The sequence below is a fragment of the Flavobacterium rakeshii genome (assembly GCF_009741375.1).
Classification (GTDB): domain Bacteria; phylum Bacteroidota; class Bacteroidia; order Flavobacteriales; family Flavobacteriaceae; genus Flavobacterium; species Flavobacterium rakeshii.
The window spans coordinates 18,277-38,952 of record NZ_WOWP01000024.1 but is presented as its reverse complement, the minus strand read 5'-3'; the positions used below and the strand labels follow the sequence as shown (position 1 = coordinate 38,952).

The 20,676-nt window shown below is 37.4% G+C and carries 22 protein-coding genes; 8 read left to right on the top strand and 14 right to left on the bottom strand.

Annotated features, from left to right (window positions below; translation table 11 throughout):
• Positions 1 to 14 precede the first annotated feature (14 nt).
• The 3 genes from rluF to GN157_RS07530 are packed head-to-tail and all read right to left on the bottom strand — an operon-like array spanning position 15 to position 2,535.
• The gene (gene rluF / locus GN157_RS07540; RefSeq protein WP_157482643.1) at positions 15 to 854 is read right to left on the bottom strand and encodes a 23S rRNA pseudouridine(2604) synthase RluF; all 840 of its coding nucleotides are present in this window, start codon (positions 852 to 854) and stop codon (positions 15 to 17) included.
• Between the two features lie 17 nt (positions 855 to 871).
• On the bottom strand, positions 872 to 1,717 hold the full coding sequence (locus GN157_RS07535; RefSeq protein WP_157482641.1) for an alpha/beta hydrolase: 846 nt from the start codon (positions 1,715 to 1,717) through the stop codon (positions 872 to 874).
• 38 nt (positions 1,718 to 1,755) lie between these two features.
• The gene (locus GN157_RS07530) at positions 1,756 to 2,535 is read right to left on the bottom strand and encodes a zinc ribbon domain-containing protein (protein ID WP_157482639.1); all 780 of its coding nucleotides are present in this window, start codon (positions 2,533 to 2,535) and stop codon (positions 1,756 to 1,758) included.
• Positions 2,536 to 2,682: 147 nt separating this feature from the next.
• On the opposite strand from GN157_RS07530, the gene GN157_RS07525 reads away from it, so the two are divergent.
• Complete coding sequence (locus GN157_RS07525; protein ID WP_157482637.1) at positions 2,683 to 3,213, top strand: DUF6584 family protein; 531 nt, start codon at positions 2,683 to 2,685, stop codon at positions 3,211 to 3,213.
• A gap of 1 nt (position 3,214) precedes the next feature.
• Here GN157_RS07525 and GN157_RS07520 read toward each other — a convergent pair whose 3' ends face one another.
• The gene (locus GN157_RS07520; RefSeq protein WP_157482635.1) at positions 3,215 to 4,306 is read right to left on the bottom strand and encodes a Nif3-like dinuclear metal center hexameric protein; all 1,092 of its coding nucleotides are present in this window, start codon (positions 4,304 to 4,306) and stop codon (positions 3,215 to 3,217) included.
• A 143-nt stretch (positions 4,307 to 4,449) separates the two neighbouring features.
• Here GN157_RS07520 and GN157_RS07515 point away from each other — a divergent pair, with 143 nt between their 5' ends.
• The 3 genes from GN157_RS07515 (at position 4,450) to GN157_RS07505 (ending at position 6,791) form a co-directional block, all read left to right on the top strand.
• The gene (locus tag GN157_RS07515; RefSeq protein ID WP_157482633.1) at positions 4,450 to 4,878 is read left to right on the top strand and encodes a lipocalin-like domain-containing protein; all 429 of its coding nucleotides are present in this window, start codon (positions 4,450 to 4,452) and stop codon (positions 4,876 to 4,878) included.
• A 103-nt stretch (positions 4,879 to 4,981) separates the two neighbouring features.
• Positions 4,982 to 6,007, top strand: coding sequence for a tetraacyldisaccharide 4'-kinase (gene lpxK, locus GN157_RS07510; RefSeq protein ID WP_157482631.1), 1,026 nt, complete (start codon positions 4,982 to 4,984; stop codon positions 6,005 to 6,007).
• Positions 5,979 to 6,791: a purine-nucleoside phosphorylase gene (locus GN157_RS07505; protein WP_157482630.1), complete on the top strand. Its 813-nt coding sequence runs from the start codon at positions 5,979 to 5,981 to the stop codon at positions 6,789 to 6,791. Before lpxK ends, GN157_RS07505 begins: the two co-directional genes overlap by 29 nt.
• Position 6,792: 1 nt before the next feature.
• Here the strand turns inward: GN157_RS07505 and gap are convergent, their stop codons facing one another.
• The 8 genes from gap to recF all read right to left on the bottom strand — a co-directional run bounded on the left by gap (position 6,793) and on the right by recF (position 14,513).
• Positions 6,793 to 7,794, bottom strand: coding sequence for a type I glyceraldehyde-3-phosphate dehydrogenase (gene gap, locus GN157_RS07500; RefSeq protein WP_157482628.1), 1,002 nt, complete (start codon positions 7,792 to 7,794; stop codon positions 6,793 to 6,795).
• Positions 7,795 to 7,824: 30 nt separating this feature from the next.
• The gene (gene lipA, locus GN157_RS07495) at positions 7,825 to 8,715 is read right to left on the bottom strand and encodes a lipoyl synthase (RefSeq protein WP_035130145.1); all 891 of its coding nucleotides are present in this window, start codon (positions 8,713 to 8,715) and stop codon (positions 7,825 to 7,827) included.
• A 126-nt stretch (positions 8,716 to 8,841) separates the two neighbouring features.
• A complete protein-coding gene (locus GN157_RS07490) occupies positions 8,842 to 9,702 on the bottom strand; it encodes an energy transducer TonB (protein ID WP_157482626.1) in 861 nt (286 codons plus the stop codon).
• Positions 9,703 to 9,919: 217 nt separating this feature from the next.
• Positions 9,920 to 10,495, bottom strand: coding sequence for an RNA polymerase sigma factor (locus tag GN157_RS07485; RefSeq protein WP_157482624.1), 576 nt, complete (start codon positions 10,493 to 10,495; stop codon positions 9,920 to 9,922).
• The gene (locus GN157_RS07480) at positions 10,486 to 11,592 is read right to left on the bottom strand and encodes a glycosyltransferase (RefSeq protein ID WP_157482622.1); all 1,107 of its coding nucleotides are present in this window, start codon (positions 11,590 to 11,592) and stop codon (positions 10,486 to 10,488) included. The genes GN157_RS07485 and GN157_RS07480 overlap by 10 nt, the downstream gene beginning before the upstream one ends.
• 105 nt (positions 11,593 to 11,697) lie before the next feature.
• A complete protein-coding gene (gene murB, locus GN157_RS07475) occupies positions 11,698 to 12,711 on the bottom strand; it encodes a UDP-N-acetylmuramate dehydrogenase (RefSeq protein WP_157482620.1) in 1,014 nt (337 codons plus the stop codon).
• 42 nt (positions 12,712 to 12,753) lie between these two features.
• Entirely contained in the window at positions 12,754 to 13,422 is a 669-nt protein-coding gene (locus tag GN157_RS07470; RefSeq protein ID WP_157482618.1) for a DUF2461 domain-containing protein, read from the bottom strand.
• An 11-nt stretch (positions 13,423 to 13,433) separates the two neighbouring features.
• The gene (recF, locus tag GN157_RS07465) at positions 13,434 to 14,513 is read right to left on the bottom strand and encodes a DNA replication/repair protein RecF (protein ID WP_157482959.1); all 1,080 of its coding nucleotides are present in this window, start codon (positions 14,511 to 14,513) and stop codon (positions 13,434 to 13,436) included.
• Positions 14,514 to 14,659: 146 nt separating this feature from the next.
• On the opposite strand from recF, the gene GN157_RS07460 reads away from it, so the two are divergent.
• The 4 genes from GN157_RS07460 to GN157_RS07445 all read left to right on the top strand — a co-directional run bounded on the left by GN157_RS07460 (position 14,660) and on the right by GN157_RS07445 (position 17,857).
• Positions 14,660 to 15,439, top strand: a complete 780-nt coding sequence (locus tag GN157_RS07460; protein WP_157482616.1) for a tetratricopeptide repeat protein — start codon at positions 14,660 to 14,662, stop codon at positions 15,437 to 15,439.
• Between the two features lie 6 nt (positions 15,440 to 15,445).
• The gene (gene ribH / locus GN157_RS07455; RefSeq protein WP_035130167.1) at positions 15,446 to 15,940 is read left to right on the top strand and encodes a 6,7-dimethyl-8-ribityllumazine synthase; all 495 of its coding nucleotides are present in this window, start codon (positions 15,446 to 15,448) and stop codon (positions 15,938 to 15,940) included.
• A 293-nt stretch (positions 15,941 to 16,233) separates the two neighbouring features.
• Complete coding sequence (locus tag GN157_RS07450; protein WP_157482614.1) at positions 16,234 to 16,731, top strand: anthrone oxygenase family protein; 498 nt, start codon at positions 16,234 to 16,236, stop codon at positions 16,729 to 16,731.
• 115 nt (positions 16,732 to 16,846) lie between these two features.
• On the top strand, positions 16,847 to 17,857 hold the full coding sequence (locus GN157_RS07445; protein ID WP_157482612.1) for an aldo/keto reductase: 1,011 nt from the start codon (positions 16,847 to 16,849) through the stop codon (positions 17,855 to 17,857).
• 19 nt (positions 17,858 to 17,876) lie between these two features.
• Here the strand turns inward: GN157_RS07445 and GN157_RS07440 are convergent, their stop codons facing one another.
• Both GN157_RS07440 and GN157_RS07435 read right to left on the bottom strand, forming a co-directional pair.
• Complete coding sequence (locus GN157_RS07440; protein ID WP_157482610.1) at positions 17,877 to 18,542, bottom strand: hypothetical protein; 666 nt, start codon at positions 18,540 to 18,542, stop codon at positions 17,877 to 17,879.
• 113 nt (positions 18,543 to 18,655) lie between these two features.
• Entirely contained in the window at positions 18,656 to 20,644 is a 1,989-nt protein-coding gene (locus GN157_RS07435; protein ID WP_157482608.1) for a S9 family peptidase, read from the bottom strand.
• Between the last annotated feature and the right edge of the window lie 32 nt (positions 20,645 to 20,676).

Below are 20,676 nucleotides of genomic sequence, written 5' to 3'. Positions count from 1 at the left end.
CTTTATGGTATGGATTATTTTCTCTTCCTGAAGTCGCCTTTCCTGTTTCGGTTGCCGTTTTCGTTTCTGCCTGTATTTTTAGGCTTATTGGTAAACGGTTTTTTGTTTTCGGTTTTAGCTTTAGGTAAGCTGGCTTCTTCCGTCTTACTGGAGTCAGATATAAGTTTGTTGAGTTCTTTTATCTCTGTTGGGGTAAGGTCGCGGTAGCGGCCTACAGGCACGTCCAGTGAAATGTTTATAATTCGTATACGTTTAAGTGCGGTAACCTCATATCCCAAAAACTCACACATACGGCGAATTTGCCTGTTAAGTCCCTGTGTAAGCACAATCCTGAAAATGTATCTGCTAACCTGCTCCACTTTACACTTACGGGTTATGGTATCTAAAATTGGTACACCGTTACCCATTCGTTGTATAAAACGGTCGGTAATCGGTTTGTTTACCGTTACGATATATTCCTTTTCGTGGTTGTTACGGGCTCTTAGTATTTTGTTTACAATATCGCCGTCATCGGTCATAAAAATAAGGCCTTCACTGGCTTTGTCAAGGCGTCCTATAGGGAATATACGGGTAGGGTAATTTATGTAGTCTACAATGTTGTTTCTAACATCGGGGTTTGTGGTGCATTCAATACCTACAGGTTTATTGAAGGCAAGGTAAACGCTTTTTCCTCTTTTTTCGGTAATCAGTTTTCCGTCAATGCGTACTTCATCCTCAAGGCTTACTTTGGTTCCCATTTCCGGTACAACGCCATTAATGGTTACACGGCCTTCTTCAATAAGTTTGTCGGCTTCCCTGCGGGAACAGTATCCGGTTTCCGAAATAAATTTGTTTAAACGCTTAAGCTCTTCCATCGTGCAAAGATACGCTTTTAGCTTTCAAAAAGGAAGGAGTATATTTTGTTGTAAAGGGCATCATCATGCATGCTGTGTCCAAGTCCTTTTGTAGCTATAAATTCGGCATTAGGCCATGCCTCGGCTATTTTTTTACCTTCTTTAAACGATACTACTTCGTCTTTTTCATCGTGGGCTATCAGTCCTTTTGCTTTTATTGTAGTGGCAAAAATACCGCCCGAAAACTCTTCGGTCTTTATTTTAAAGTGTTTAAAGAAGTGTTTTTTGAGTAACTGAATTACGTTTAGGTTCAGGCTTAGTATACCGGCATAATTATTTAGCAGTGTGTTAAGGTCACTGGGTGCGCCTAGTATCACCATTTTTTGGATAATCTCGTTAGGGTATTGTGACTGATAATGCACAGCAGTGGCACCTCCCATAGAGTGGCCAATCATGTATTGTGGCTGGAATTCCTTCACTACGATATCTAAGAATTCAGAATAACGCGGAACGCTGAACTCATGTCCTGACGATAAGCCATGTGCAGGAGCATCTACAGCAATAATGGTACTGCCTGATTTTTTAAGGTAGGGCATAAGTAGTTCCCATCGGGAAGCATTACTTTCCCATCCGTGAACAAGAAGTACTTTAGTATCGTTACCTTTCCAAATATAGGTTTGGAAAATAAAGTTGTTGTGAGTAATAATTTCAGCTTCGGCCTCTTTAAGTATGTCAGGAAGATTGTCTTTGGATAATCTGCCGTCTCGGGGCTCACTGAAAAATTTATATGCCAATTTACTTGCTTTCTGTGGAGCAATATAACTGAGTGTGTTTATGTAGAGCCCTATGGATTTAGACAGGATAAAGGTAATCAGTTTCTGCATGGCAGTTAAAAAAGCCCCGCATTGGCGGGGCTTAAATATTATAATTTAGCGAACAATTGTTCCATTTTTTCTTTTTCTTCGTCAGCAAGCATACTGTCTACTAAAATTCTTCCGCTGTGCTCATCAGTGATGATTTTTTTACGGGAAGCAATCTCCATTTGAGTTTGTGGAGGTATAGTAAAGAATGATCCGGCAGAAGCACCTCTTTCAATAGAAACAACTGCAAGTCCGTTTCTTACGCTTGTTCTTATTCTTTTGTAAGCAGCAAGAAGTCTTTCTTCGATTTGCTCCTGGTACTCAGCTGATTTTTCGATAAGGAAGTTTTCTTCTTTCTCAGTTTCAGCCATAATAGCACCAAGCTCTGATTTTTTATGGTCAAGGTGGCTTTGTTTAGCCTCAAGTCTTTCCTGAGACTGACCAATTACCTCTTTTTTATGCTCAATAGAAGCTTTCATCTCCTTAATGTGCTTTTCAGCAAGCTGGATTTCAAGCTCCTGGAATTCGATCTCTTTAGTAAGAGAGTTGAATTCGCGGTTATTGCGAACATTTTTTTGCTGCTCAGTATATTTTTTGATTGCAGTTTTGTGCTCGTCAATAGCGTTTTTCTTTTCTTTGATCTGATCCTCAATAGATTCCAGATCACTTTTAAGTTTGTCAAGCCTTGTACTTAATCCTGCAACTTCATCTTCAAGGTCTTCCACTTCAAGAGGAAGTTCACCCCTTACATTTCTGATTTCGTCTATTCTTGAATCAATTAACTGTAAATCATAAAGTGCCCTTAACTTTTCTTCAACACTTAATTCCTTGGTATTCGCCATATTTATAAGTACTTAACTGGATTTGTATTTTCTTGCGATAAAATGATTGCAAAATTAGGGATTTTTTTCGTAAGATAATAAACCTATATAATTTTTTGTTTAATGGGGTAAGATAATAATTTATATTAGCATTTACAATATAGAGCCATGAATGTAAAAAATCAGATTGAAAAATCTAACCATGAAATTAGCGAAGGGCTTAAGTTAAAAGCTGTAAACAGGTTGCGTAATCTTATTAATGTCTGTCCGGATAATATGGAGGTTAGGGAAGCACTTGCAGAGGTTTATTATAAAAGCGGTTTTTATGATGCAGCAGGGTTATATTGGATACTCACCGAGACTGATGATAACACTATTAAGGATTGTGTAACAGTTTATGAGAAATCAGTAAACTATTCGCCAATCCAGATTTTAAGAGATATTAAATACAGGGGTGATAAGTCAGGATTGCCTGATTATGCTATTCAAAAGCTTAACACTCTGGAAGCTGAGGCTTTAAAGAGGTCAAGATTGCGAGAAAGTCTAAACTTTAAATCAAACAAACAAATATCTAATCCCCCTTTATTTAAAGATAAGTTAGTGACGTTAATGTTGAGTTCTATTGTAGTAACAATGGGTATTGTTTTCTTTGTTGGGTTAGCAACTTCAGTTTCCTGGCTTTGGGGTGTGCTGTTTTAAATTAAAGGTAATTAACAGGGTTGGTATTAGTTTCTGCTACTACTATATTGATGTTTATTCGCTCGCTTAAATATTCGGCAATGTAATTTTTTGTGTAACGTTCGCTCTCAAAATGTCCAATATCGGCCAGTAAAAGCCTGTTTTCTGCTTCATAAAACTGATGGTATTTTAAATCGGCAGTTAAAAAAGCGTCTGCTTCTTTAGCGATAGCACTTTTTATGGCAAAACTCCCTGAGCCTCCCAATACAGCTACTTTCTTAATTGGTTTGCCTGTAAAAGCACTATGTCTTATACCTCCGGCTTCCATTTTTTCTTTTACAAAAAGCAGGAAGTCTTTCTCGTTCATAGGTTGTTCAAATTCACCTATCATCCCTAAACCAATATTTTGATGTTTGTTTTCAAGGCTGTAAATCTCATAGGCTACTTCCTCATAAACATGGTTGTTAAAAAGGGCTTTCAGTATTTTGGATTCTAAGTGTTTTTCAAAAGTTACCTCGACTTTAATCTCTTTATCTTCTACAAAATCACCAGGTAAGCCTATAGTGGGATTACTGTCTTCATTTCCCTGATAGGACCCAAACCCCTGTGAGGTAAAGCTACAGTTTTCATAATTGCCTATGTTTCCGGCTCCGGCATCAAACAATGCATTACGCAGTTTTTCTACATTTTCGGGTATGGTAAAAGTGATAAGCTTACGGATGTAGTTTTCTTTTGGAATTAAAACAGAAGTGTTTTTTAATCCTAAAGCATCACAAAATATTTTGTTTACGCCATGCTTATGGTTGTCTAAAGCGGTGTGAACGGCAAAAATGGCAATGTCATTTTTTATCGCTTTAATAATGCTACGTTCTACATAGTTTTTTCCGGTGATTTTTTTGAGCCCCGAAAATAATATAGGGTGAAAACAAACTATAAGGTTGCAGTTTTTTGCAATGGCTTCATCAATAATGCTTTCCAGGGCATCATGGCATACCAGTACTCCGGTGGCTTCGTTATTGCTGTTGCCGGTAAGCAGGCCCACATTATCAAAATCTTCGGCATAGGCTAACGGAGCCATTTTTTCTAAAACGGCAAGTATATCTTTTATTTTCATAAATAATTAAACTTTCAACAAATATAAACATAAATAAAAAAGTTTTTTGTAGGTATTTTTTTAATTATTTAACGTGTATTGTTTGGTTTTTTAAAAAAAAATATTAAGTTTGCCGCTTAACTAAAAACAAACCAATCTAAACGATGAAAAAATTTAAATTTGCAATGGCTGCCCTTGTAGTAGGGTTTTCAATGGTATCTTGTAGTGGTGATGACGATAACGGTTCTTCAGGTTCTATTGAAGGGAAATGGATTCCTGTTAAAGAAGGTGTTACTGCTAATGGGCAAGAACAGTTTTTTGATTATGAGCATACTGAAGGTTGTGATCAAGACTACATTGAATTCCTATCTGGAGGTGCTGTTAACGATGTTTACTATTACGGATCTTCATGTACTGAAGAGATCGATGAGGGTACATGGGTAAAAGAAGGTAATACTATCACTGCAACATATGGTGATGAGTCTTTTACTGCTGAAATCATTACTCTTACAGATACTGAGTTAAGATTAGGTGAGACTCAATCAATGGGTGGTGTTCAGGCAACTTATGTAACAGTTTATACAAAAGGATAATATCTTTTTAAAGTTATAATAAAAAATGCCCTGCTTTGCAGGGCATTTTTATTTTTAGGTAATTGATGTATTAAAAAATTATCTTTGTGAAAAATATTTGTATATGATTTTTTTGCGCAGGCTACTCTTTCCCTTTTCTTTAATTTATTTTGCGGTTACTGCTTTGCGTAATTTGTTATATGATGTTGGTTTTTTTAAGTCACAGCAATTTAATGTGCCTGTTATTGCTATTGGTAACCTGAGTACCGGAGGTACAGGTAAGTCACCTCAAACCGAATATCTTATACGATTACTGAAAGACAATTACAAGCTTGCGACTTTAAGTAGGGGGTATAAAAGAAAATCGGAGGGATATGTTTTGGCGGATGGCAATGCAAACGCCGATATACTGGGCGATGAACCTTATCAGTTTTACAGTAAATTTCCTGATATTAATGTGGCGGTAGATGCTAATAGGATAAACGGTATTGAAAGTTTGTTGCAGCTTAATCCGGGGCCTGAAGTAATTATACTTGATGATGCTTACCAGCACCGTAAAGTCAAGGCTGGTTTTTATATACTGCTTACTGCCTATGGCGATATTTATGCCGATGATTATTTATTGCCTGCCGGAAACCTTCGTGAGGGCGGGAGTGGAGCTAGACGGGCTGATGTAATTGTGGTGACCAAATGCCCTGTGGATATCACAGAAGCAGAGCAGGGAAAAATTAAGAAAAAATTACGACCGCAACCCGAGCAAAAGGTGTACTTTACTGCTATAGAATATGATACTGTTGTTTATGGTGATAGCAGTGAAATTTCTACAAAAGAAGTAAAGGAGAAAGATAAGGTGCTGGTTGCCGGAATAGCTAAACCTAAGCCATTTTTCGATCAGTTAAAAAACAGTTCTGATGTATGTTTGACCTATCCTGATCATCATGATTTTTCAGCCAAGGATATTGATGATATACTTGCCGCTGCAAAAAACAGGATTGTGGTGACTACCGAAAAGGATTATGTAAGGCTTAAAGATAAAATGCCTGACGGAAAACTGTTTTATCTGCCTATAAAAACTTCTTTTATTACTAACGGAGACGATTTTAATAAAACAGTTTTAAACTATGTGGGAAAAAGTACAGCAAACGGTTAATTATCTTAAAGAAAAAACCGCTTATACTCCGTCATTCGGACTCATACTGGGTTCCGGACTCGGTAACTTTCCCGATGATATTGATGTAGAGTTTACTATTCCTTATAAAGATATTCCAAACTTTCCGAGAACAACAGTAGCCGGACATCACGGTAATTTAATATTTGGAAAAATAGGCAACAAAAGCGTGGTTGCTATGCAGGGGCGTTTTCATTATTATGAAGGATACAGTATGCAGGAGGTTACTTTTCCGGTTAGGGTAATGAAGTTTTTAGGTGTGGAGCACCTTATTGTTTCTAATGCTTCGGGAGGTGTGAATCCGTTTTACAGAGTGGGGGATATTGTACTGATTTATGATCATATCAATTTTATGTCTCAGCACCCTTTGCGAGGTGCTAATGATGAACGTTTCGGTCCGCGTTTTGTAAATATGAGCGAACCGTATAGTCATGAAATGATTAATCAGGCGAAGGAAATTGCGGTTGAATTGCAGGTTGATGTGAAAGACGGAATATACCTTGGGTTACAGGGGCCTACTTTTGAAACACATGCTGAATACCGAATGGTAAAAATACTGGGTGCTGACTGCGTAGGTATGTCTACCGTGCCAGAGGTTATTGTAGCCAAACACATGGGGATGGAATGCTTTGGTGTTTCGGTAATTACCGATATAAGCGATGAGAAAAGTGTGGCGGCTGTAAGCCATAAAGAGGTGCTTGAGGCAGCAGCAAAAGCCGAGCCTAAAGTACGAATGCTTATAAAAGAGCTGATTGCCCGTTATTAGCTTATTTGTTTAAATGGAGAATAAGGTCTATTATTCTGGATGAATAACCTATTTCGTTATCATACCATCCTACCACTTTTACCATTTTATCGAGTGCCGATGTAAGCTGCGAATCAAAAAGGCATGAATTTCTGTTGCCTAAAATATCTACCGATACTATAGGGTCTTCGGTGTAGGCAAGTATACCTTTCAATTCGTTTTCCGATGCTTTTTTGAAGGCACTGTTTATCTCTTCAATGCTTACTTCACGTTTTACATAGCAGGTAATATCGGTTAGTGAACCGTCTGGTACCGGTACTCGTATACCACTACCGCCAATTTTGCCGTCAAACTCGGGAAAAATTTTAGTAAGCGCCTTTGCGGCACCTGTGGTTGTAGGTACTATGGATTGTGCTGCTCCGCGGGCACGCCTTAAATCTTTATGAGGTTGGTCGTGCAGACTTTGATCTGTAGTATAAGAGTGTACTGTTGTGATGTAAGCCTGATTAATTCCGCAAAGGTCATTTATCACCTTCATCATTGGTGCTGCATTGTTGGTAGTACAGCTGGCGTTAGAGACTACTTTTTCAGTTCCGTCAAGTATTAGTTCGTTAACTCCCAGTACAACCGTTTTTATCCTATCGTCTTCCGGTGGTGCCGAAAGTAATACCCTTTTGGCTCCTGCTTCAAGATGTTGGTTGGCATCTTCAAGAGTTTTGAATTTCCCTGTAGATTCCACAACAATATCAATGTCAAACTGAGCCCAGTTAATATCCTTAACCAGTTTGTTTCTTAAAAAAGGAAAGCTTTTTCCGTCAATGATAATCGAAGTTTCTGTATGGGTAACTTCATGGGGTAGTATGCCGTGAATACTGTCATACTTAATAAGGTGAGCCATTGTTTTTGCATCGGCAATATCATTAATGGCTACCACTTCAATTTCAGGGTGGTTAAGTAAGAGCCTGAAAAGGTTTCGGCCTATGCGACCGAAACCGTTTATGGCAATCTTTATTTTTTTGTCCATTGTTTTAAAAACAATTACAGCAAAAAGCTATTAAAGGATGTGTTTTTGTGCTTTGTATGAAGAACGTACAAGAGCGCCGCTTTCTACGTGGCGGAAACCAAGCTCAAGGCCTATTTCCTCATATTTCTTAAACTGATCCGGAGTGATAAACTCTTTTACAGGAAGGTGTTTTTTACTTGGCTGCAGGTATTGACCTATAGTAAGTACATCAAGGTTTACTGCTCTTAAATCGTGCATGGTTTGGATAACCTCTTCTTCAGTTTCACCAAGTCCAAGCATAATTCCCGATTTTGTACGATTAATACCATTATCCTTAAGGTAACGAAGTACTTCAAGGCTACGCTCGTATTTTGCCTGTATACGTACCTCACGAGTAAGTCTTTTTACTGTTTCCATGTTGTGCGAAACAACCTCTGGGGCAACCTCAATAATACGATCTATGTTTCTCTCAATTCCCTGAAAGTCGGGTATAAGAGTTTCCAGTGTGGTGGTAGGATTCATCCTGCGGATAGCCTTAACGGTTTCGGCCCATATAATAGAACCTCCGTCTTTAAGGTCGTCACGGTCTACACTGGTAATAACGGCATGTTTAATATTCATTAGTTTGATAGAGCGTGCCACTTTTTCCGGCTCATCCCAATCTACCGTTTCAGGTCTTCCGGTTTTAACACCACAAAAACCACATGAACGTGTACAAACATTACCCAGTATCATAAAAGTAGCGGTACCTTCACCCCAGCATTCACCCATGTTAGGGCAGCTTCCTGATGTACATATGGTATGCAGTTTATACTTATCTACCAGTCCTCTTAATTCAGTATATTTTTTCCCTGTAGGCAACTTAACCCTAAGCCATTTAGGCTTTTGAGTAAGCAGTCCGTTTTGGGCAGTTGGTTTTGCAGTATCTAATACGGTTTCCATAATAAAAACTTTAGACAGCAAAGATAAGGTATATTTGTGGATATTATGTAATGATTCATTTTTATGGCTAAAGCTCTAAAAATGTTATTCTTTTATAAAGAAAAAGCCCCTAATCAGGGGCTTTTTTTAAGATCTTATGTTAAGGGTTATAGGTAAATTGTAGGCAGTTCTTACAGGTTTACCGTTTTTTATACCCGGATTCCACTTTGTTTTGATACTTTTAAGTACCCTTATGGCTTCATTGCCCATTCCGTATCCGGGATCTCTTATTACTTTTATATTAGACATTGAGCCATCTTTTTCTACAATGAAAGAAACAAATACTTTGAGAGTCATGTCTTTACCAGTGTCAGGTGATGTGAAACGGTCACTTACAGTTTTATAAAACGTATTCATTCCACCGGGGAAATCAGGTTTTACATCTAATTTGAAAATTTCTATTGCACCTGTTCCGTTTTCATCTCCATTAGCGGTTCCGCCATCTGTGCGGTCTCCTGTTCCGTTTGGTGTACCAATATTTATTTCTCCGTTAGGGTTACCCGGTGTAGTTACCTGCCCTGGGTCTGAGTTTTCAAAGTCTTTAATAGTAGGTAAAGCAGCAGTTACCTCGCTAGCACTTACTATAACAGGTGTTGTGAATTCTGTTGTAGCGGTTACAGGTGCTGCAGCTTCTGCAGGCGGTTCCGGTATAACAGGTTCCGGCTCTGGTACATCAGGAAGGGGAATGTCGTTTGTTAAATCGACAAATACAAACGGATCGTCAAGCTCAGTTTGATTATCGGCTAGCTCTGTGTCTTGCTTAGGCGCTAATTTGTTTGCAATTACAGGTATGGAAATTAAACCTACTACTAGAGCAACGCCCAGAAATAAGGCAATAACTGTATGTTTAGGGTTTTGCTGACGAAGCTGGTAGGCTCCGTATTTTTGGTTACGGCCTTCAAAAACAAGGTCTATCCATTTTTTTTCGAAAACGCTTACTTTTGACATAATAAGATGATTTAAAGTTTGTTAATAAGGAATGATTTTTATACTAAAACGTTTTCGGTGTTTTTGATATTGTAAGAAATACTATAAAATTCTTATAATATTTTATTGTGTAAAAAAGTGATTTTTTTACATTAAGAAAAATATCCTTGTTTATTTATGAGATGTAAAGGTGTTCTCTGCAGATAAAAAAGGTTGAGTAGGGCAGAAAAGAATAGTTTTATTTTTTCTTTTTACCGTTTCGAATTATATCGGCAAGTAGTTTTTTTGCTCTTAGCAGTTTTATTTTTACATTATTAAGAGGTTCATTAAGTTGTTCGGCAATTTCCTGATAGCTTAGTTCCTGAAAATAGCGTAACTGTATTACCTCCTGATAATGTGATTTTAATTGCTTAATACATTCCAAAAGACTGGAAAGGTTTTGTTCCTTAATCAGTTCATCTTCGGCAGTAGGGGAGCTGTCTGCGATATTGTAAGCCTGTTGGTCTTCTTCATCTGTAATTTCTATAAACAGTGAAGACTTCTTTTTTCTTAAAATGTCTATATGTACATTTTTAGCGATGGCTATAAGCCAGGTGTTAAAGGCATATTCAGGGTTGTAGGTAGCAATCCTGTCAAAAGCCTTAGCGAATGTCTCTATAACAATATCTTCGGTATCGGTTTCGTTTTGGGTACGTTTAAGCATAAAGCCATATACTTCGTTCCAAAAAAAATCCAATAAAAAAGTAAAGGCAACCTGGTCGCCCTTTTTTGCCTTTTCTATATTGCTTTGTATAAGTTGAGAATTTATTTCCAAAGTACAGGTTTAGAGAACATATTGCTTATGTAAACATTAAGCTGTGTGAAGATAAGGAATATTTCTATAAAAGGGAACCAGTATATTACATCTTTCTCCTTTAGCTTGCCTGCGCTGTAGCCTACGGTTAACCATGCTATAAGGTAGCGGAAACCTATAACAGGTACAACAAACATCCAGTCGAAACCGGCAATTAAAAGCCCGGCAGCGAATAGTGGAAATAACAATTGTGCTATAAAGAACAGGCGTATTTTTATTTTGTCTCCGGTTTTAAATTGAGAGTGTAGGTATACCTGCCTCTTTTTTTGTGCAAACCATTGCCCGAATGATTTTTTTGGCGGACAGTAGGTAAAGCTTTCGGGAGTGTAACAAACGGTAGTGTTTTTTCCTGTAGCTACCTGGTTAACAAACATGGCATCTTCACCGCTTCTTACATGCATGTGGCTCATAAAGCCGTTAGCATTAAAGAATTCCTCTTTTTTATAAGCCATATTACGGCCTTCTCCGGTATAAGGTGATCCCATTTTTGCCCACGACATATATTGTGTTGCCCTAAGCATTTCGTCAAAACGGATTATTTTATTAAGGAAAGAGCGTTTTACTTTTTCATAAGCGCCATATCCCAGTACAATGGTTTTTGTTTGTGTAAACTGTGTGCTCATTTGTGACAACCATTCGTTTGAAGAAGGGTAGCAGTCAGAGTCAGTAAATAATAAATAGTCTTTTGTAGCGGCCTTGATACCTAAGGTAACGGCAAATTTTTTATTAGCCCAAAAGGCTTCGTTGTTTTCTACCTTAACCAAACGTACGTTTGAGTACTGTTTCTCAAACTCTTCAAGCACATCGAGTGTTTCATCGCTAGAGGCATCGTCTATAAGTACTACTTCAAAGTCGGGATAATTTTGTTCGGCAATAAGCGGAACGTATTTTTTTAGGTTTTCTGCCTCGTTCTTAGCACAAACAATAACAGAAACAGGGATTTTTTTCGGGCTGCCTTTATCTGGTTTAGAAAAAGCGAATTTCCCAAAAACAATAAGGTAATAAAATAGTTGTATTGCGGTAATACCGATAAATATATAGAAGGTAATGTTAAGCATACAGGTATTTTTTGATTGGCGTTTTAATGGTGCAAAATTAGGAAAAAGTCTTGTTTCTTCCTTTTGTTTGTTGTTAAGTGTTAGGTAATAATTGTAATAAAAAAACTATATAATATTAACTTCAGCCTCAATACGGATGCCGAAGTTGTTATATACGGTTTCCTGTATTTTTCGGGACAGGTTCAATAATTCCTGACCTGTGGCGTTGCCATAGTTTACAAGTACCAAAGCCTGTCTTGCATGCACACCTGCATCGCCAAAACGTTTGCCTTTAAAGCCCGACTGTTCTATAAGCCAGCCGGCAGGGACTTTTACTTCGGTTTCAGAAATTATATAATGCGGCATTTCAGGATGCTGACAGTAAGCCTGATCAAAGGCTTCTTTAGAGATAATAGGGTTTTTAAAAAAGCTACCGCTGTTGCCTAGTTCTTTTGGGTCGGGTAATTTACTTTGTCTAATATTTATTACTGCATCGCTAACATCTTTTATTCCCGGTGTTGTAATGTTTTTTTGAGATAGCTGTGCCATAATATCCCCATAAGCAGTGTTGATTTTATGGTCTTTTTTGGTTAGCTTGTAGGTAACCGATACTATAATGTATTTGTTTTTTAAACTATTCTTGAAAATACTTTCACGATACGCAAACTCGCATTCCTCTTTTGTAAAGGTTTTTATTTGCTGTGTAGCGATATCCATACCTTCACAGGATACAAAAGTGTCTTTTATCTCAGTGCCGTAAGCGCCTATGTTTTGTATAGGAGTGGTGCCCACATTACCGGGAATGAGTGACAGGTTTTCCAGTCCGCCATAATTGTGTTGTATGGTGTAAAGTACAAACTCATGCCAGTTTTCACCAGCCATAGCTTTTAAATGTACATGGTTGTCATCTTCAAAAACTACTTCTTTACCTTTAAGGTTTACATGTATAACTAATGAATGGATGTTTTGGGTAAGCAGCATATTGCTGCCACCTCCAAGTATGAATTTTTGTTTGCCTGAGTTTTCCTGAAGAACCTCTTTAAGTTCGTTTACAGAGTTAACCGAAACAAATTCATCGGCAAAAGCCTCAATTCCAAAAGTATTATGATTTTTAAGCGGGTAGTTTGAAATGATTTCCATAATTATGGGTTAGTTTACCAGTGGCAAAATTACATATTTTAACTACTCTTCGGTAGTCATGGCACGGTTTATATATTCTATAAACGGTTGCATAACCAATAATTTTTTTGCAGTCTCTCCAATAAAGTTTTTACTGGCAAGGTCTTTATCGCTAAGCTTATGTGTTACAGTGAAACTTTTAAGCTTTAAGAACTCAATTGCCGGATGATCTTTATCATAATCTTTAGGAGCGGTCTTCAGGCTTTGTTCCCTGTCCAGTGTTCCGTAAAGTTTTTTAAACTCCTTATTTTTCAGTATCTCTTCAAGGTCTTCGTAAAAGCCTGCAATTTCACGACGCATTTTTTTCAGTGAAATCGGGTCGGGCATGTGTAGTCCTCCCGCAATAAAGCTGGCTCCTTTTTCTATATGAAGGTAATAACCTCCCATATTGAATTCCTTATTTCCTGCCGACATCCATATCCCCATATTGGTTTTATAGGGAGATTTGTCTTTAGAGAAACGGATATCTCTGTTTATTCTGAAAGAGCAGTTTTTAAACTCCAGATGTTTTAATGACTCATCTCCTGCGCTAACTTCACTAATCAGGGCTTCAGTCACAGCTTTGTAGTCTTTTTTATATTCGGCATATCTTTTTTGATTTGCCTGAAACCAATCACGGTAATTGTTTTGTTTAAGGTCTTCCAGAAACGGAAGTATGGTTGCTGGTAACATAGTTGTATAAGTTATAAGGTAAAGATACGATAACTTTGGTGAGTAGACTTCACAATTTCTTCGGTACGTTCAGGATGGGTATCAGATATAAAAATCTGTCCAAAAACCTTATCGTTTACCATTTGTACTATTTTAGAAACCCGGGTCTCATCAAGCTTATCAAAAATATCATCAAATAAAAGGATAGGGAGTACGCCGCTTTGTTTCTTCATAAAGTCAAACTGGGCAAGTTTAAGCGCAATCAAAAAAGATTTTTGCTGTCCCTGTGATCCAAATTTTTTAATAGGATGTTCATCTATCTCAAACGAAAGGTCATCCTTGTGTATGCCTACACTGGTGTATTGCAGTACCCTGTCACGTTGCAGGTTTTCCTCCAGTAGCTTATCAAGTGTTTGTTCGTGCAACTGACTTTGGTATACTAATGATATGTTTTCTGCCGAACTGGTTATGGCATGATGGTGTGCATTGAATATTGGAATAAAATCGGCTAGGAATTTTTTTCTTTTCTCGAATACCGAATGGCCTAATGCGGTTAACTGCTCATTATATATACCCAGTGTTTCTTTATCAAAAGTGTGGTTAAGGGCAAAATACTTAAGCAAGGCATTTCTTTGGGCAATTACTTTTTGGTAACTTATTAGTTCCTGCAGGTAAGTGGGATCCAGTTGCGAAATAACACTGTCTATAAACTTACGTCTGGTTTCGCTTCCTTCCATAATAAGGTCATTATCTGAAGGGGAAATGATAACCAGAGGTATGAAGCCTATGTGTTCTGAAAACTTATCGTATGCTTTTCCGTTTCGTTTTAAAACTTTTTTCTGTCCTTTTTTAAGGCTACATACAATTTGTTCACTTCTGTCATTCTTTTCAAAAGTGCCGTCTATTACAAAAAACTCCTCTCCATGCTTTATATTTTGTATTGCAAGAGGGTTAAAATAGCTTTTTCCGTAAGATAAATGGTATATTGCATCCAGTACATTTGTTTTGCCTATTCCGTTTTTTCCCACAAAACAATTAATCTTTGAGTCAAACTCAAAATTGCCTTCAGATATATTCTTGTAGTTTAGGAGGGATAAATTTTTTAGGTACATTTGTAACTGTGTTCTTGATAGTGAGAACATTGTATAATTAGTATACTTTTATAAAAAGAGCATGCAAATTATTGAAAAATATCGACAAAAAGGTATTTTAATATTCAATAAAAATTTTATTTTTGCGGCTCACTAAATTAAATTAGATGGCAACATATAACAAAAGAGGATATAAAGCTCCAAAACCAGCTGAGGTGAACGAAGTAGAACCGGAAGAAACTTTTGACGGTCAAAGTACAACTGAGGAAGTGTTTAATACACTTGACGAAAAAGCCTCAAAGACTGAAGAATGGGTAGCCAATAACCAAAAGCCAATCATTATTGCAGTTGCTGTAATTGCAGTTGCTCTTGTAGGTTATTTGTTTTATGGACGCGTTGTAGTTGAGCCAAAAGAAACTGAAGCTGCTAACGATTCATTCCAGGCACAACAGTACTTTATTCAGGCTTCTAACGCTACAACAGTAACAGAGAAAGATTCATTATACAATCTTGCACTTGAAGGTGGAGAAGCTAAAATGGGACTTTTATCTATAGTAGAAAACTATTCTGGTACAGATGCTGCAAACGTAGCTAATTATATGGCTGGTATGGCTTACCTTAATACAGGTAAATATAAAGAAGCTGTAGAGCGTTTACAGGAGTATAAAGGTAAAGAGCTAACAACCGGTATTCTTGCTAAAGGAGGAATTGGTGATGCTTTTGCTCAAACAGGTGAAAACGAAGAAGCTTTAAAGTATTATGCTGAAGCTGCAAAAATGGGTGATGATGCTCTTGCTACACCTCGTTTTCTTTTCAAAGCAGGACAAACTGCTTTAACATTAGGTAAAAAAGAAGAGGCTAACAAATATTTCAATGAGTTAAAAACGAAATATGAGTCGGCTCCTGAAGCTAATAATATTGATGCTTACATAGCAGCAACAGAATAACTGTAAATGGCTACAGCTAACAAAAATTTATCACAATACGATAAAAACATGGTCCCAAGCGCGAAAGATTTTCGGTTTGGGATTGTTGTTTCAGAATGGAATGAGTCCATTACTGAAAATTTATATAAAGGAGCTTTTGAGGCTTTAATTGAAAACGGCGCTAAAGAAGAAAACATTGTGAAATGGGATGTGCCGGGAAGTTTTGAACTTATTTATGGTTCAAAAAGAATGATTGATACCCAAAATGTAGATGCTGTTATCGCTATAGGTAGTGTAATACAGGGTGAAACTAAACATTTTGATTTTGTTTGTGAAGGAGTTGCACAAGGTATTAAAGACCTGAATATTTTAACCGATGTTCCTGTGGTTTTTTGTGTACTGACAGACAATACTTTACAGCAGGCTATTGATCGTAGCGGTGGCAAACACGGTAATAAAGGTACCGAGGCTGCTATCGTAGCTGTTAAAATGGCGAATTTAAGGAAAGAAACGCGAGGTTAATTCAACTATTTTTTGTTACTTTGTAGTGTAATTAAAAATTAAATAATTATTTAATTTTTAAAACCAAAAAATGCATATCTTCGTATAAAGATAAAAAAAAGCCGGATAAATTAAGGTAAGGTGTGGTTTACCGGCTTCCCTTCTATTTTCGAATAGAAGGGTTTTTCATTTTATAGGGGTACTGTTTCTGATAATCAGCTTGTTATAGCCCTTTCTTTTTTTGCATAATATATTTTTTATTGTATTTTTCCAAAACCATTTAGAAGCTACTATCAACTCAAAAAGATTATATTATGAATACTTTTGCCTTCATTATTCATATTTTAACTTTATTGTCTACGGCGCTCATGGCCGGGCTGTTTTTTTCTTATTCATTTTCTGTAAACTCCGGTTTGGGTCAACTTAATGATTCTGCCTATCTTTTAGCAATGCAGTCTATAAATAGGGCAATACTTAATCCGGTATTTTTTATGTGCTTTTTTGGAACCGTTATTTTACTTCCTTTAAATGCCTATTTACAGTATGATGGCCGACTTACAATTAATTTTTCACTATTTGGTCTTTCGGCAGCATTTTACGTTATAGGACTGTTTGGTATTACCATTTTAGGGAATGTGCCTTTAAATGATGCTCTCGAAGCTTTTGATATAGGAAATGCAAGTCAGGAAACCATTTCAGGTATGCGGGAAACTTTTGAAGGCCCATGGAACAAATGGCATAGCATTCGTACTGCAGCTGTTGTTATTTCTTTTTTATTACTTAGTATTGCTTCGGTACTTCCTAAAAGGTAATTGTTTGAATTTTGTAATAATCTGATTGATTGGAGCAATATAAGTCGCTGATATTATGATGAAATTTGTGTAACTGCATAGCAGTTATAATTCTAATCATATAAATCAAAAAACAATGAAGTACAATTTTTTAGGAAACACAGGACTGTTAGTTTCTGAAATTTGCTTTGGTACAATGACGTTTGGCGGAAGAGGATTTTGGGAGGCTATTGGTAAAATTCAGCAGGAAGAGGTAAACGGACTAATGAAGGCTGTAGTAGATTCGGGAGTTAACTTTATAGATACGGCTAACGTGTATTCTTATGGAGAATCTGAAAGGCTGTTAGGGCAGTCTGTAAAAGATTTAGGGCTGAACAGAAACGAACTGGTTATAGCCACAAAAGTGCGTGGTCGTATGGATGAAAAGCCAAACAGTATAGGTTTGTCACGCTACCACATATTTAATTCTGTTGATGAAAGCCTGCAACGTTTGCAACTCGATCACATTGATATATTATATGTGCACGGTGTGGATAATCGTACTCCGGTTGAAGAAACCATGAGAGCACTTAATGATATAATACTATCGGGTAAGGTAAGGTATATTGCCGTATGTAACTGGCCGGCATGGATGGTGATGAAAGCACAGGGGATAGCTGAGAAGAACGGATGGAATAAATTTATTGGCCTGCAATATTACTATTCGCTTTCGGGGCGTGATATTGAAAGAGAGATTGTTCCTTTGGCTTTAGATCAAAACCTTGCTATTATGCCTTGGAGTCCGCTTGCCGGTGGTTTCCTTTCCGGTAAATACACTAGGGAAGGTCAGGCTTCGGGATCACGCCGAGAAACTTTCGATTTTCCTCCTGTAAACAAGGATAAGGCGTATGATATTATTGACGGACTTGTACAAATAGGGGAGGCACACCACGTGACCCCGGCACAGGTAGCCCTGGCATGGGTACGCCAGCAACAGGGAATTACCAGTACAATTATAGGTGCTAAAAATATCAGTCAGCTTCAGGACAATATCAAATCGGTTGATGTTGAGCTAACCGAAAAAGATTTACAATTGCTTGACGAATTGAGTGCCCTGCCAAAAGAATATCCGCAATGGATGGTAGAGCGTCAAAACGCCGACAGATAATAAAAGAAAAAAGCTGAACTTATAGTTCAGCTTTTTTTATGATTCCGTCTTTTTCCAGTTGTTTTAAAAGAGTTTCGGTATACCCTTTTACAAAATTCTCTAAATCTGTAGGGTTGTAAGTGGCAGATTGTGCCGACCAAATAAGCTCTTCGCTAGCTGTATCATATAAGTTACTTTCCAGGTAATAGGTTTTATCTGTTGTGTAATATCCGGGATCGTACATCATAGGGTAAACATTGGAGTAATATCCGTAAAAATTACCATAATATCCCATTCCCATACCCATTGGATAGTAAGAGGTAGAACCGGGAACATATCGTGTAGAGGTTTCCCTGTCTTTTAATGCTACGGTAAAAATGGTTTGAGCATTTGTCGCTCTTATTGCTTTAAGTAGTTCGTCTCTTGACGGCATATTGTCTTTAGTGAAAGTTCGTGTGAATACATTATGACTTTTAAAACTCTCTACATCTCTCTGGCTTGCCTGAAAAGCCAGTTCGTTTTCCAGTACAGTTTTAGCACTCATGTTTGAAGTAAGTACAGCGATGAACACGCTTTTTATCTTCTCATTTTTTATTTTCTCTTTATTAGCCCACGATCCTGTGATTTGTGTATTTGACCCTGCACAGGAGATCATAAATACCGTTAGTAATAAAAAGAAAAACAGATAGGTTGTTTTTTTACTCATAATATGTTGTATTGTAGTTGGTTATTTTAAAGGTAAGGTTTGTTTTCTTAAAATTTTCCCAATACAAAACAAAAAGCCTCCTAAATAGGAGGCTCTAAATATGATTACTTTTATTATTTTAAATGCTTTGCAAAAAAGCCCATCATGCATTTGTAAAGCTCAAGCCTGTTGTCTTCATGTCCAAAACCATGCCCTTCGTTATATTTAACCATGTAAGGCACATCAAAACCACGTTTCCTAAGGTTTTCTACTACCTGGTCTGATTCGTTTATGTTTACCCTTGGGTCATTGGCTCCCTGTACCACAAACAGAGGTTTGGTTATCTTATCTACATTAAGAGCAGGAGATACCTGTTTCATGATTTCGATATCCGTTTGTGATGTTTCATCATACCATTGGGCATAAACCTGTTTTAGATAAGGTTTCCAGTAAGGAGGAAACGATTTAAAAAAGGTAAATAAATTAGATACCCCTACATAGTCCACGCCACATGTATATAAATCAGGTGTTTTTACAAGACTTCCAAGAGTTGCCAGTCCGCCATAGCTACCTCCGTAAATGGCTATTTTAGAATCATCTATCATGCCAAGCGATTTCACATAAGCTACACCGTCTTCAAGGTCATTAAGCATTTTTCGGCCTATCTGTTTGTTCCCGGCAAGGTAAAATGCTTTACCATATCCGCCGGAACCTCTGTAGTTAACCTGTAGTGTAGCATAACCCCTGCTTGCAAAAAGTTGCGTCTCGGGGTTAAAGCCCCATGCATCCCTTGGTCCGTAAGGGCCGCCGTGAGGGTTTACAATAAGCGGAACTTTTTTCCCGTTTTTAGCCTCGTTAGGGATGGTTAGGTAACCATAAACGGTAAGTCCGTCCCTTGAGGTAAATTTTACCGGACGCATCTCTGCCATGTCCTCTTCTTTAAGGTTTGGCATCAGGTTGAATATTTCCTTAAAGGTGTCTTTTTCGGCATCATAAAAGTAATAGATGCCATAAAGCTTATCGCTACCTACATAAAGCAGGTATTTGTCTTCGTTGTCAGTTACATTACTGATAGAAACTTCTTTGTCTCCAAATTGCTTTTTAAACTTTTTATATAGCTTTTTGTAGGTTTCACTAACAGGTATCACTTCCGATTTTTCTCCGGTATAGTAATAAGCATCCAGTTCATATCCTCTTTTTCTGGAAGTTTCAGTACCACTTAGGTCGTAGGTATCGTTAGAAAATATCTTTTTTATTGTTTTACCCTTTTCAAAATCATACAGTACAATTTCTTTGGTGTCGTTGTCCAAATTGGTTAATACGTATGCATCGTGCTGATTTGATGAGGCATAATTAAATTCCAGTATAGCAAACTGTTGTTGCCAGTTGGTTTCCTTAGCTTTTTTGAAAGGTTTGTCGTTACCAAGCCTGTAATAGAGAACATAGTCGGTGCCGTTTTGCTGCTGTGTGTAAGCCTTAAGGTTACCATCCTTGTCAAAATCATAACCGCTTATAGGATTGGATAGATCGGTATTTTCAAAAAGCTTTTCCAGTTCACCTGTATTGATGTTGATTTTGTAAGGTTCAAATACCTGCGGATTATCTTTGTTCATTTCGATAATCATGTAATCTTTTTGATCCTTTAATATGCTTAGCAGGTTTACCCTTACGCCGTCAAACGGAGTAAGTTCCTTTTGGTTAGCTCCGTCAAGGTTTACAGCAAACAGGTGGAAGTTTTCATTTCCGCCGTTATCCATAATGTAGATAAGCCTGTTGTTGTTAGCCCATCCGTAACCTCTTACAAGGTCTTTACCTTCTTCTATAACGCGGGTTACTTTATCGGTTGCTGTGTTTTTTACATACACATGTCTTTTTCCCTTATCATCTTTTTCCATATAGGAAAAAAACTTGCCATCAGGCGAAAACTTAAACGAGCTTTGCATCGGTTTTTTAAAATAATCTTCTACCGAATACTTGTAGCTGCCTTTTTCCTGTGCTGCGAGTTTTTCAAGTTGCTGTTTTGACGATGGGAGGGAAGTATTCCCCGGGAGGTCTGTTTTTTCTTGTGCTGCCATACCTGTAAATATAGCAAAAGCAAGAAAGTTCAAAATTGACTTTTTCATTTCTTACAGTTTTAATAATTGATTTAATGATT